This window comes from Mesorhizobium sp. M0563, assembly GCF_040321065.1.
GTDB lineage: Bacteria > Pseudomonadota > Alphaproteobacteria > Rhizobiales > Rhizobiaceae > Mesorhizobium.
The window spans coordinates 36,544-49,089 of sequence record NZ_JAMYQV010000017.1 but is presented as its reverse complement, the minus strand read 5'-3'; the positions used below and the strand labels follow the sequence as shown (position 1 = coordinate 49,089).

At 63.0% G+C, this 12,546-nt stretch carries 15 protein-coding genes; 6 read left to right on the top strand and 9 right to left on the bottom strand.

The features are described from left to right. Positions 1-86 precede the first annotated feature (86 nt). The 3 genes from NKI50_RS20960 (at position 87) to NKI50_RS20950 (ending at position 2,483) form a co-directional block, all read left to right on the top strand. Positions 87-1,487: a PAS domain-containing HWE histidine kinase family protein gene (locus NKI50_RS20960; RefSeq protein WP_352717465.1), complete on the top strand. Its 1,401-nt coding sequence runs from the start codon at positions 87-89 to the stop codon at positions 1,485-1,487. A gap of 75 nt (positions 1,488-1,562) precedes the next feature. After that, a complete protein-coding gene (locus tag NKI50_RS20955) occupies positions 1,563-1,934 on the top strand; it encodes an avidin/streptavidin family protein (RefSeq protein WP_352717463.1) in 372 nt (123 codons plus the stop codon). A 132-nt stretch (positions 1,935-2,066) separates the two neighbouring features. Further along, positions 2,067-2,483: an HD domain-containing protein gene (locus NKI50_RS20950; RefSeq protein WP_023720518.1), complete on the top strand. Its 417-nt coding sequence runs from the start codon at positions 2,067-2,069 to the stop codon at positions 2,481-2,483. A gap of 31 nt (positions 2,484-2,514) precedes the next feature. Here NKI50_RS20950 and NKI50_RS20945 read toward each other — a convergent pair whose 3' ends face one another. Next, positions 2,515-2,925 (bottom strand): DUF427 domain-containing protein, encoded by a 411-nt coding sequence (locus tag NKI50_RS20945; protein WP_023720519.1) that lies wholly within the window; start codon positions 2,923-2,925, stop codon positions 2,515-2,517. A gap of 181 nt (positions 2,926-3,106) precedes the next feature. On the opposite strand from NKI50_RS20945, the gene NKI50_RS20940 reads away from it, so the two are divergent. From NKI50_RS20940 to NKI50_RS20930, 3 genes are all read left to right on the top strand, one after another. Beyond that, a complete protein-coding gene (locus NKI50_RS20940; RefSeq protein ID WP_023720520.1) occupies positions 3,107-3,922 on the top strand; it encodes an endonuclease/exonuclease/phosphatase family protein in 816 nt (271 codons plus the stop codon). Between the two features lie 64 nt (positions 3,923-3,986). Then, on the top strand, positions 3,987-5,387 hold the full coding sequence (locus NKI50_RS20935; RefSeq protein ID WP_352717461.1) for a phospholipase D family protein: 1,401 nt from the start codon (positions 3,987-3,989) through the stop codon (positions 5,385-5,387). Positions 5,388-5,859: 472 nt separating this feature from the next. Beyond that, positions 5,860-6,177 (top strand): DUF768 domain-containing protein, encoded by a 318-nt coding sequence (locus NKI50_RS20930; protein WP_023720522.1) that lies wholly within the window; start codon positions 5,860-5,862, stop codon positions 6,175-6,177. 20 nt (positions 6,178-6,197) lie between these two features. Here the strand turns inward: NKI50_RS20930 and NKI50_RS20925 are convergent, their stop codons facing one another. Genes NKI50_RS20925 through NKI50_RS20890 form a run of 8 tightly spaced genes read right to left on the bottom strand, consistent with a single transcriptional unit; the run spans position 6,198 to position 12,546 of the window. Continuing rightward, positions 6,198-6,452, bottom strand: coding sequence for a cytochrome C oxidase subunit IV family protein (locus NKI50_RS20925; RefSeq protein ID WP_023720523.1), 255 nt, complete (start codon positions 6,450-6,452; stop codon positions 6,198-6,200). After that, positions 6,449-7,075, bottom strand: a complete 627-nt coding sequence (locus NKI50_RS20920) for a cytochrome c oxidase subunit 3 (RefSeq protein ID WP_352495088.1) — start codon at positions 7,073-7,075, stop codon at positions 6,449-6,451. Before NKI50_RS20920 ends, NKI50_RS20925 begins: the two co-directional genes overlap by 4 nt. Before the next feature lie 8 nt (positions 7,076-7,083). After that, positions 7,084-8,721, bottom strand: coding sequence for a cytochrome c oxidase subunit I (ctaD, locus tag NKI50_RS20915; protein ID WP_352548024.1), 1,638 nt, complete (start codon positions 8,719-8,721; stop codon positions 7,084-7,086). Further along, positions 8,718-9,689 carry a cytochrome c oxidase subunit II gene (coxB, locus tag NKI50_RS20910; protein ID WP_023720526.1) on the bottom strand — a complete coding sequence of 324 codons (972 nt, stop codon included), beginning with the start codon at positions 9,687-9,689 and terminating at the stop codon, positions 8,718-8,720. The genes ctaD and coxB overlap by 4 nt, the downstream gene beginning before the upstream one ends. After that, positions 9,686-10,438: an SCO family protein gene (locus NKI50_RS20905; protein WP_352717459.1), complete on the bottom strand. Its 753-nt coding sequence runs from the start codon at positions 10,436-10,438 to the stop codon at positions 9,686-9,688. Before NKI50_RS20905 ends, coxB begins: the two co-directional genes overlap by 4 nt. Then, positions 10,435-10,887 (bottom strand): hypothetical protein, encoded by a 453-nt coding sequence (locus NKI50_RS20900; protein WP_023720528.1) that lies wholly within the window; start codon positions 10,885-10,887, stop codon positions 10,435-10,437. Before NKI50_RS20900 ends, NKI50_RS20905 begins: the two co-directional genes overlap by 4 nt. Continuing rightward, the gene (locus NKI50_RS20895; protein WP_352481432.1) at positions 10,880-12,016 is read right to left on the bottom strand and encodes a hypothetical protein; all 1,137 of its coding nucleotides are present in this window, start codon (positions 12,014-12,016) and stop codon (positions 10,880-10,882) included. Before NKI50_RS20895 ends, NKI50_RS20900 begins: the two co-directional genes overlap by 8 nt. Beyond that, complete coding sequence (locus NKI50_RS20890) at positions 12,013-12,546, bottom strand: c-type cytochrome (RefSeq protein WP_352481518.1); 534 nt, start codon at positions 12,544-12,546, stop codon at positions 12,013-12,015. Before NKI50_RS20890 ends, NKI50_RS20895 begins: the two co-directional genes overlap by 4 nt.

Here is a 12,546-nt window from a genome sequence, read left to right as displayed (position 1 = left end):
AAAGCAGACCGAACGGAACCGAAAACGCTCGCGCGCATTTAGATGACGAAGCAATCCGTCGGCAAGCCAAGCGGAGCGGGGGACTGGTGGACGTCGTTGAACTAAAGACTGGCGGAATCCCGCAAGTTTCCTCCGCCGATCTGATGCAGGCGTTGCCTGTGGCCGTCTACACCACCGACAGACAAGGCTACATCACCTTCTTCAACGAAGCCGCTGCCGATCTTTGGGGATATCGTCCGGTTATCGGCCAGGACCGCTGGTGCGGTTCATGGAAGCTTCGCCACCTCGACGGGCGACCGATGGCGCACGACGAATGTCCGATGGCCGTTGCCTTGCTGGAAGAGCGGGACGTTCGTGGGGGCCGGGCGATCGTCGAGCGGCCGGACGGCCAGTTCATCCCGTTCAGCGCGCACCCGGCCCTGCTTCGCGATGCGACCGGCGAGGTCGTCGGCGCCATCAACACCTTGCTCGACCTCCGCACCCAGGCGCTGGCTGACGACGTCGGCATAAGGCTCGCTGCCATCGTCGAATCCTCGATGGACGCGATCGTGTCGAAAGACCTGAACGGCATTATCACCAGCTGGAACGACGCCGCACAACGCCTGTTCGGCTACACGCCCGCCGAGGCGATCGGCCGCCCGGTGACGATCCTCATCCCGTCCGACCACCTGGATGAGGAAGCCATGATTATCAGCCGCATTCGCGCCGGCGAACGGATTCCCTCATACGAGACTATCCGGCAGCGCAAGGACGGCACCCTGGTACCGGTTTCGCTCACCATCTCGCCGATACGCGACGGCATCGGGCGTATCATCGGCGCCTCCAAGATCGCGCGCGACATCAGCCCGCATAAGGAGAGCGAACGGCGCATCCGCACACTCATGCGCGAAGTCAACCACCGCGTCAAAAACCAGTACTCGGTGATCGTCTCGATGATCCGCGAGACCAGCAAGCTGGCGGGGACGCCAGAGGCTTTCCTTTCACAGGTCCGGGAACGCATCATGGCGCTTTCGGAATCGCACGATCTGCTGGTCGATGCCGAATGGCGCGGCGCGACTATCGGCGAATTGATCCATGCCCAGACCAAGGCCTTCGCGACACAGGCCCGTCTGTCGATGAGCGGGCCGATGATCATGCTGCAGCCGAACGCCGTGCAATATCTCGGCATTGCCTTTCACGAGCTGGCCACCAATTCGGTAAAGCACGGAGCGCTGTCGCGCCATGACGGACGGGTCGAGGTCGAATGGACCGTGATGCCAGCCGCCGATGGCAGCGACGGCTTCCGCCTTGTCTGGCGGGAACTGGACGGGCCATTGGTGGATGAAAACACGCGACGCGGTTTCGGAACGGTTGTGCTCAAACGCGTCACGCCGCAGGCGCTCAGCGGCACCGGACGCCTGGAATTCGACAGGAGCGGCATCACCTGGACGCTGGAGGCGCCGCTGCACTTCGTGCAGATGTCGATGACTGGCATCGCGGCTGATTGAAGGCCGCTACACCGGCCGCGGCTTGGCGGCCGTGTGGCAACGCAATCCCTGTGGAGGCAATCAGGAGGAGCAACGATGAGTTGGCTGGGCACCTGGCGGAACCAGTACGGGTCGGTGGTCGAAATAACCGGCGAAGAAGGCGGACGGATCAGCGGAACCTTCAGGACGGCGCTGGAGAACAGCGCCTTCTTCGGCATGACGGTGCCGCTGTTCGGTGCCTGCCATGGAGACGTCATCGGATTCACCTGCGCGGCCGAAGGGCGGGTCGGAGCCGCAGCGGTGAGCTATACCGGCATCCTCAGGAACGGGAAGCTGGAGATGCTGTGGCACACTGTTGCCGATGCCGCTTTGTCGGCGGAAAAGGAAGGGGCGCCGGCCCGAGCCAGGAAACTCCCCGCCTGGCGCGCCTTTGGAACCAGCCTCGACAGTTTTGAACGCGTCTCCTGACGTGTCGCGCCTGCTGCGGCGGCATTCAGCACGCAAGTGAGGGAGCAGGGCGTCCCGTTGTGCATCGGAACTCGCGCTGACTATGGCGCGTTGGTGCGCCAGGAATGCGCTGTTCGTTACGGGGTCGATCCGATGAGCGTGCTGTATCGCGCGGCAAAAATCGCCGAACAGGCCCATGCCGCACAGGCGGACAAGACTGGAAGGCCTTATATCGAACATTGCCGCCGGGTCGTCGATGCCGTCGAAACGCTCGACCAGAAAGCCATCGCCTATCTTCACGACGTCATCGAAAAAGGCGACGGCTGGAACCGCGACCGGCTTGAGGCGGCCGGGTTTGGACCGTCCATCGTATCTGCCGTCGATGCCATGACGCGGCGGCCGAACGAGGACGATGCCGCCTTCGTTCGCAGGGCCGCGGCTAACCCGCTGGCATTGCCGGTCAAGCGCGCCGATCTCGCCGACAATCTATGGCAGGCACGGCAGATCGGTGCCTCGACGGCGAAATACGAAGACGGCCTGCGCATCCTCAAGGAAGAGTTCCCGAGCTGACGGAAAGCTGGCGGCTATCGCCGATGTGGGTCTACTCGGTGACGTGCGGCGTGTGCCGCTTGTCTTCCGCGGGATCGGCCTCGATCCGCGCCCGGTCGGGATCGAACGCACCATGGCGGGCGATCGCCAATGCCGGGGTGTCGGGCGTCTCGTAGGCCCACATGAAGTCTTCTGCCGACGAACCGACCGCATGAACACGCCAATAGCTTGCCGTGCCCTTCAGCGCGCCGTGGCTCGTTGTGTTCGTCTTCTCCAACAGGTCGAAATAGATGTCCTCGAAGGGGATGTAGAAAACCGGATCATGGCCGTCTTCATAGAGCAGCTTTGCCCGCTCGCTCGACGCGATAATGGCATCGGAGAACCGAACGGTCACAGTTCCATCGAACGGGACAATCCTGAGCGGGCCTGGGCGGGGGGCGGAATCTGCGGCTAAGGACTGCATTCGACTTCTCCGTTGACTGCGCTGCCTTCCCGAAACGTGTTGTTGCCCGTCTGAGTTCCAGACCGCGGGCGCGCCGAGGCCGGTGGTGGAACGGTTTTGCAAGGTCGTCGTTGTTTCAGACCTCCGCACGCGCCATAATCGCAATGGCCGCCACTCGCCGACTCAACCGCAAATGGACCACATGCTGGATCGATCGCCTACCCTCCCAAGGTCGCTTGGCGCTGCGCTGCGAAGGGAAGTGCCGCGGTTTACGGCACCCGGCAGTGAAATTTCATGCACCACGGTCGCATCCTACAATGTGCATAAATGCGTCGGCACCGACGGCAGGTTCGATCCGGAGCGGGTCGCGGCCGTGGTCAAGGAGCTCGATGCCGATATCATTGCTTTGCAGGAGGCCGACGAAAGGACCGGAAGCAGGCAGGGATTGCTGGATCTCGCAGCACTCGAGCGCGACAGCGATCTCGTCCCCACACATGTCCCGGAAAACCGCCGCAGCCATGGCTGGCATGGAAATCTGATCCTGGCGCGACGCGGCGTGGTCGAAAGCGTGAACCAGATCCGGCTGCCCGGCCTCGAGCCGCGCGGCGCGGTTATCGCGGACCTGGAGCTGAAGGGCGTCTCGCTCAGGATCATAGCCGCGCATTTCGGCTTGCTGCGGCGCTCGCGCTCGCAGCAAGCCAACGCGCTTGTCGAAGCCACGCACCCGGTTCTGCGGCCGACAATCTTGCTCGGCGATCTCAACGAGTGGCGCGTCCGCAACAGGTCTTCGCTGCTGGCCCTGCTGCCGCATTTCGGTCCGATCGATGCGGTTCTGCCGAGCTTTCCGTCGCGCTTTCCGCTGTTTGCGCTCGACCGCATCCTGGCCAGGCCGCCGCACCTCATTTCCAGCATCGAGGTGCACAAGACGCCGCTGGCGCAGCGCGCCTCCGACCATCTGCCCATCAAGGCCCGCCTGAACCTGGACGCGATAAGGCAGCCGCGACTGCAACCAGAATGAACCTGAAGGGTTGTTAGTCAGATTTTCAGATCGTTTGCTTCGCTGACGTTCGCCGGTGCATTTCATGGATACAGCCATTTCGCGGTTTGCCCAGGACAAGATCGCGGCCGGTAATAGCGGACTGCTGCTGATCGCCGACAATTATGACGCGTTTGCCGCGCGAATCCTTGCCGCGCGCAGTGCTACCAGCAGCCTCGACCTGATGTACTATCTCTGGCACGACGACCATAGCGGCCGGCTGCTTATGCAGGAGGTCGTCAAGGCGGCGGAGCGCGGTGTCCGCGTCCGCCTGCTGCTGGACGATATCAATCCGCGCAACAGCGACGCCGCTTACCTGGCGCTCAACAGCTACAAGAACATCGAGCTGAGGCTATTCAACCCCAGCGGCATGAGGAACGGCAGCATCTTTCGCTCGCTGGAGATGGTCGCCCGGCTGTTTGCGATGACCCGCCGCATGCACAACAAGGCCTGGATCGCCGACGAGAGCCTGGCCATCGTCGGAGGAAGAAACATCGGCGATGCCTATTTCGACGCTGCGGAGACGAATTTTCGTGATCTCGACCTGTTGCTTCTCGGTCCTGCCGTAGGGCAGACGATGCAGATCTTCGAGGCGTTCTGGAATTGCGAGGCGGCAAAGCCGATCCTACTGCTCAATCCGGCTACGGCGGGCTCGCGCGCCGATTTCCTCGACAATCTCGATGCGACCGCGGACGGCCAGCTTTTGAACAGCCTGCGTGCCTGGCGCACGATCACGGAGTTCATTGTAGCGCACAGCGACGTCTGCTGGACGAAAGGCGTTCGCGTCATTTCCGATCCGCCGGAAAAGGTGCGCGGCAAGAGGCGCAGGAACTGGCTGACAAAGGAGCTGCTTCCCGCTATCGCGGCGACCAGGCAGCGCCTCGAAATTGTCTCGCCCTATTTCATCCCCAGCCGCACCGGGTTGGCCATCCTGTCGAAGCTGGTGGACCGTGGCGCCGAGGTTGCAATCCTGACCAACTCGCTCGCCGCGACGGACGTCGCCGCCGTGCACGGCGCCTATGCCAAATACCGCCGCAAGCTGCTTAAAAAGGGTATCCAGCTTTTCGAATTGCAGCCATTCGACCGCCAGGCCAACATCTCCGTTTTCGGCTCAAAGGGAGCCAGCCTCCACACCAAGGCCTTCACGGTCGACGACACGTTGGGGTTTGTCGGTTCCTTCAATTTCGATCCGCGTTCGGTGTCGTTGAATGCGGAAATGGGCGTGCTTTTCCATGATACCAATCTGGTGATGGAGTTGCGCCGGCGGTTCGAGCGCGAAAAGTCGGCGCAGACGAGCTACCAGCTGGTCTTGGACAAAGGCGCCTTGCGGTGGCTCGGCATGGCGGATGGCGAGATGCGGCAATACTCGCATGAACCCGAGGCCAGTCTCTATCGGCGCATCGTTGCAGCGCTGGTTGGATGCCTGCCTATCGAATCGCAATTGTAGAGGCGACGGATTTGCCGGAACGGAACTCTTTGCTGGAACGGAACTCCGGGATGACGAGTTGTAACCGTTGTCCGGAGCATGCCGATGAAGACCACGATATACAGTTTTCTTGCCGAGCTCTTGCCATTCTGGATGGCGCATAAACGCAAAATGCGCGCCGACCGTGTCGCTGAGCGGCCGACACGATCTGCCGCAGATGACGATGTTCGGCCGTCCGGCGACCCGAATCGCGCAACACCAGCGCGACGGCGCAACGCGTCTTAGGGCGGGATGCCTTCAAATTACATCCCGCTCCAACTGTCTGGTTAGCCGCATTTCTGCGACGCCAAATGATTTCCCTGGCTGCAAAACTCTAGCTCCTTGGCGATCACGCTATTGTCAAGTATCGCTATTCGAAATCCGGCGTTGCCAAGCATCCATTTTGCAGCACGTACGTTAATGGCACTACAGTTTGCCGCTACAGGTGAGCCCCATGAGTGATAGTGCGATAGAATTCTTGCAGGACTGGATTCACGAAAACGTTCATGTGCCGCCGCCTCCGATCAGGCTTGAAAGAGAGGCGGAAATCCTCGCCAGGGAATGCGAGGAAGAGGCGGCCGACGCCGGCGTACCCATCGAAGACATCGAGGAAGAGGTTGGCGACCTCAAGGATCTGCTCGTCGCCAAGCTTGAAGACGCAGCCGAGGACGAGGCCCGGCATCTGAATGGCGATGGCCAAAGGGCTTCCATGCCGGCGGCCGAGCAAAAGCCGTCCGTGCAAAGCCGTTCCGGAGCCGCTGTAAGGGTATGAACGAGGTGCGCCGCTTCGGCCTATTGTCCGATCAGCGTCAGCCCGAACAGGATCATCAGCCAAAGCCCGGCAGCAGCGACCGCAAGACACGGCAGGACGCCGGCGCTGGCCAGATGCATGAACAGGATGGCGATGACGGCAGCCTTGGCCGCGGCGATCGTCAGGTTGAGTGCCGAATTGAAGGCGCCAAGCGCCAGGAAGGACGAGCCGACAGTCAGGGCCAGCAAGGCCAGAAGCCCGACATAGGCAAGCGTGAGTTTGCGGAACTCGCTCATCTGTTGATCAGATAGAGGACGGGGAACAGGAAGACCCAGACGATATCGACGAAATGCCAATAGAGGCCGATTGCCTGCACGCGGCGGAACCGGCTGGCCTCGATCGTGCGCGGCCACAGAGCGAGGATGCCGCCGATGACGATTACGCCGCAAATCAGATGCAAGGCATGCAGTGAGGTCATCGCGAAATAGAGGCCGAAGAAGAATTCGGCATGGACAGGATCCGGGCCCTTATAGATGAAAGGCGCGCCGAGCACCGGCGCCAGCCCTTCGCCGAATTCCCTGGCGTACTCCGTCGCCTTGATCGCCAGGAAGACGACGCCGAGCAGCGCCGTCGCAGCCAATGCCCGGCCGGCGGCGCGCCATCGCCGCGCGGCCGTGTACATATGGGCGAGCGCCATGGCGAAACTGCTGGTGATCAGGACGACGGTATTGGCCGTGCCCAGTGGCAGCGACAGATGCTTCGCCGCGCCGGCGAAGGCGTCGCCATAACTCAACCGGGCAAACATGAAGACGAGCAGGATGGCGCCGAACAGCATCGCCTCGGAGCCGATGAACACCCACATGGCAAAGCTGGCGGCTGCCGTTTCGCGAGCCGGCCGGTCGAAGGCGATGCTTGTCATCGGTGACTTCAAACCAGATCCTCCACCGGGTCCGACCGTTTCTCGGTCAGGCCTTTCATCGGATAATCGTAGGCTGGCCTGGTGACGGTCGGCATGCGATCGAAATTATGCGCCGGAGGCGGCGAGCTTGTTTGCCATTCGAGCCCGGTGGCTTGCCATGGATTATCCGGCGCCCGCGCGCCTCGAAACAGCGACCACGCCAAATAGAGCAGCGGCATCAGATAGCCGATCGCCAGCACCACGGCGCCTGCCGACGACAGGATGTGCCAGAAAGCGAATTCCGGCGGATAGGTATGGTAGCGCCGCGGCATGCCCAAAAAGCCGAGCACATATTGCGGAAAAAAAGTCAGGTTGAAGCCGATGAAGGTCACAGCCGCGGCTATACGGCCCCAAATCTCCGAATACATGCGGCCGGTGAGCTTCGGCCACCAGAAATGCAGCCCGGCCATGTAGGCGGTCACCATGCCGCCGACCATGATGTAGTGGAAATGGGCGACGACGAAATAGGTGTCGTGAACGTGGACGTCGACGGCGAGGGCGGCAAGGAAAAGGCCGGCCAGCCCGCCAAAAGTGAATAGCGCCAGGAAGAACAGGGCATAAAGCATCGGCGTCTCGAAGCTGATTTCGCCCTTGCGCAGCGTCAGGCTCCAGTTGAACACCTTTATCGCCGATGGGATCGCGACGCAGAAGGACAGGAACGAAAACACCACGCCGGCATAGGCCGACTGCCCGCTGACGAACATGTGGTGGCCCCAGACGAGAAAGCCGAAGACGGCGATCGCCATTGAAGCCAGGGCGACGGCCTTGTAGCCGAACAGTGGCCGGCGGCTGAAGCACGGCAGCACTTCCGAGACCACCCCCATGCCCGGCAGGATCATGATGTAGACGGCGGGGTGCGAGTAGAACCAGAACAGATGCTGGAACAACAGCGGATCGCCGCCGAGGTCGGGATTGAAGATGCCGATGCCGAAGACGCGCTCCAGCACGATGAGGATCAGCGATGCTGCAAGCACCGGCGTTGCCAGCACCATCACCAGGCTGGTGGCGTACAGCGTCCAGACGAAGATCGGCAGCCGGAACCAGGTGAGGCCGGGCGCCCGCAAGGTGTGGACGGTGACGATGAAATTGATGCCGGTCATGATTGTCGAAAAGCCGACGATGAAAACGCCAAATGCCGCGGTCGAGACAAAGCCGTTGGCATAGAGCGTCGACAGCGGCGTGTAGAAGGTCCAGCCGGTGTCGACGCCGCCCAAAAGCACCGAGGCGAGCGCGAACAGGCTGCCGAACATGAAGACATACCAGCTGGCCAGGTTGAGGCGGGGAAAGGCAAGATCGCGCGCGCCGATCATCAGCGGCAACAGGAAATTGCCGAGCGTCGCCGGGATCGACGGCACCAGAAAGAACCATACCATGATGATGCCGTGCAGCGAAAACAGCCGGTTGTAGACATCGTCGGAGACCAGGTCGCCGGCCGGCGTCGCAAGCTCGATGCGCATCAGCACGGCAAACGCACCGCCGAGGAAGAAGAAGGCCGTCAGCGAGACGAGATAGAGCCACGCTACCCGTTTGTGGTCGGTTGTCAGCAGCCAGGCGCACGGCCAGACACCCTCACTGAGATAGTTTGCCGGCGCCAAATCGCGATTCATTGCGGCGCCTCGCTGTTTGCCGCCGGGAACGAGGGAAATTGGAACGAAAGCGACTTGAGATAGGCCATCAGCATCTGCAACTCGGCTTCATCGACCAGACCGTCGAAGCTCGGCATCACCGGCTGGTAGCCGGCGGCGATTTCCTTGTTCGGGACAAGGATCGAATCGCGCAGATAGCGTTCGTCGGCGATGACCGTCTGCCGGTTCGCCAGCGCCACCGGCCGGCCGAAAATCCCATCGAGGCCGGGCGCCCGCACCTTACTGGAATTGCCATGACAGCCGGAGCAGCCGAGCGCGCGGAACAGTTTCCCGCCGCTCGCGGCGAGGCTTTCGCCTTCATCTTGGCTGCCCAGCCACGACGCATATTGCTCCGGAGCCAGCACCGTTACCCAGCCGCCCATTTCGGAATGCTGGGTGCCGCAATATTCGGCGCAGAACAGATGGTAGCGGCCCGGTTCGGTGGCAATGAACCAGACGTTGGTGGTGCGTCCCGGCACCGCATCCTGCTTCACCCGAAAGGCCGGCACATAGAAGGAGTGGATGACGTCCTGCGATGCCAGCGACACCACCACCGCCTTGCCGACCGGCACGTGCAGCTCGTTGATCTCACGCTGGCCGCCGGAATGGCGGAACTCCCACATCCATTGCTTGCCGAGGCCGGCGATCTCGATAGCGTCCGGCGGCGGATGGTCGCGCCGCACAAACAGGACTGCGCCCCAGCCGAAGAAGATGAAGGCCATCACCAGGCTGGCAATGCTCCATGTCATCTCCAGCGGCAGGCTGCGGGCACGCGCCCCGGTACGGTCGGCGGCGGAGCCGACGCGATATTTGACGGCGTAGCCGACCACGAGAACGGTCAGGAACAGGCCGAGCGCGGCCGCGAAGGCCAGCAATGTATAGAACAACGCATCGATGCTGCTTGCGATCGACGAGGCTTCCGGCGGGAAAAACCGGATACCGAAGCTCACGCCCGCCTCCTGCGCGCCAGCTGCAGTATGGCCATCGCCAACCCCACCACCATCACGATGCTGGCGAGCTTCAAGGCAGCCCAAATCGCCGGCGTATATTGCCCCTTAGAGGTATCGAAGCCGGCGCAGAGCAGGAAGGCATGATCGGCGATCGAGCCGAGCTTGCCGGAAGATGCCTCGACAAGGGCAAGCTTAAGATCGCGCGGCGTGAAGCTCAGCGCCGGCAGCACCTGCGCTATCCGGCCTTTCGGCGTCAGCGCGATGACGGCGATCGGATGGGCGAACTGGTCGATCCTGGCGCGTGTGTCGAAGCTGATGCCAGCCTCCGCCGCAAGGGCGGCACCGGCGCCGTCGGCACTGGTCAGGAACCGCCATGCCGACAGGTTCCTCGCGTCGGCCACAGCGGCGACGGTGGTTTGCGCATCGCTCGCATCACCGGCCGTGTCGGCGGCATCGATCGAGACGAACAAAGCGCGATAGGTTTCGGGATCGAGCGACGTCTTTTTCAAATCCGAAGCGACCGCCTGTTGGGTCACACCACAAAGGTTCGGGCATTTGTCATAGCCGAAAATCAGCAGCGCCGGCCGGCCCACAAGCGTTTGGCCGATCGTGCGCTGCACGCCGGATGCATCACGAAACACCCGGTCGAGGCTGAGCTGTGCGCCGATCTCGGGATCGAAGGCCGGGCGTGCGACGGCTGAGGCGGGCAGCACCACGAGGAGGGAAAAAGCGGTTAGCCAAGCCTTCACGGCCGGCCTCCCTGGCCTGGCGCGGTCCGGCAGCGAGCGGCCTGTGGCGCGCGTGGTATCTCGGCCTCGACCAATCCGCAGTCGGCGCCGGCGGCCGCCGGCGGCTGCCCCCAGTTCGGCAAACCGTGGCTGACGATCGCCCACATGGCGTCCTCGATCGGAATGCGAGCAATGCCGGCGGTGCGGTCGACCCAGCCGACTTTGTTCAGTGCCTGCTCCTCCGCCTTGCGGAAGGCGGCTAGGTCGTCTTCCGGAAAGCGCTGCAAGGCGGGACTGGCTCGGTTGCCGGCCGACGATGGCCCCGGCAGCGGCCACAACGGTCTGGTGTCGAAGACGAGCCCGAGGACGATGGCTGATGCCGCCAGGAACAGCAGCAAGCCGGCCGCGAAGGCAAGCAGCGCGCCCGGCCAGATATCGCGCGTTTCGGGATGGCGGGCCGCCCTAGCCATGCGCCGGCCCCCGGCGCCAGAAGCCGATACCGTCCGGCCGGCCAAGCACGAAAAGCAGCAGCGCAAGCCAGAGGCCGCCGGCTCCTGCCAGCGCGGCAAGGTCGCACCAGAACGCTGTCACACCGCCACCGGCAAGCGGCGGTCTGATCCGCCACAGGACATCGACATAATGGCCGGCCAGCACGATGCCGCAGATCGACAGAAGGCCGGCATGGCTGCGCTTTAGATCCCGGCTGAGCAACCCGGCAAAGGGGATCGCGAATTGCAGCGCAATCAGCAGCCAGAGCAGATATTGCCAGCCATTGCTGCTGCGAATGAGGTACCAGCGGATCTCGTTCGGCAGGTCGCCGCCCCAGGTCACCAGCCATTGCATGAACGACAGGTAGGCCCATAGCAGCACGAAGCCGAACAGCATGTTGGCCAAATCCTCGCTCAGCGCGACATCCTCCTCGCCGCCCGGCATGACCTCGATCGAGCGGTTCGCACACAGCACCGTCATTGCCAGAGCGTAAGCGCCGACGACTTCGGCGGATGCTTCCAGCAGCGCATAGATCGTCGAGGAGAACTCCGGCTCGAGCGAGAGCATCCAGTCGATGGCAAAGATCGTCACCGTCAGCCCATGCGCAATCAATCCAGCGGCATAGGCCTTGCCGCGGCCGGCGCTGCCGCGGCCGCTATCGGTCGTTGTCCAGTCGAGCACGCGCCACGCCAGCACCAGCCAGATCGCAGCGCAGGCGGCAAAGCGCAACAAAAAGAACGGAACGTTCAGATAAGAGAATTTCAGGCGCACCGTCTCGGGCAATGCAGCCGCGTCGGCACTCGCCCAGGGAAAGACCAGGTCGAGCCTGGGCAGAACCGGCAGCAGCAGAAGCAGCGCCAGCGGCAGCGTCGTGACCAAGCCGCGTAGCGGCTGGCGGATTGCCTCGCCCCAGCGGCCACCGGTCAGCCCATGCACCATCAGGATGGTCAGCGCACCGAGCGGCAGGCCGAGCAGGAACAGCGCCGCAGGCAGCCAGCCGGCCAACATGGCTCTGAGGTCGAAGGCCAATCCCGCGGCGCAAAGCACAAGTCCGGCGGCGGCCACGGCAAGCGCCGGCAAAATCAAACGTTCGGTGGCAAGCCGCATCATCGATCTGGCTCCGCATTGAGCTCGGCGCGGAGGCTTTCCGGCAGTTCGGCAATTGGCGCCTCGCGCGAATATTGCAGGGCGCGGATATAGGCGACGATCGCCCAGCGGTCGGCAGGCGGGACGCGCGCCGCGTAGGAAAACATGGCGCCATAGCCGTAGCTGATGACCTCATAGAAATGCCTGTCACTCGCCTTGCGCAGCGCGTCCTGATGATAGGTGGGCGGCGCTGGAAAGCCACGCTCGACGACCATGCCGTGGCCGTCGCCGGTGCGGCCGTGGCAAGGCGAACAGAAGATGTCGAAGCGCTGCCGGCCTCGCCGCAGCAGCGTCATGGTGACCGGATAGGGAAACGTGTCCGGCACCGGCGAAAGATCGGCATCGCGTGCGACCGTGTCCTCGGCCGGCGCCCGCGCCGACATGCCGTTGGCGAACTGGTTGCTCTTTTCGAGCGGATCGTAGCGCGGCTGGTCCTCCATGTCCTGCCGGCAGCCGGCGAGCAGCAAGGCTGCCGCCAGCAGACTCGTGCGCAT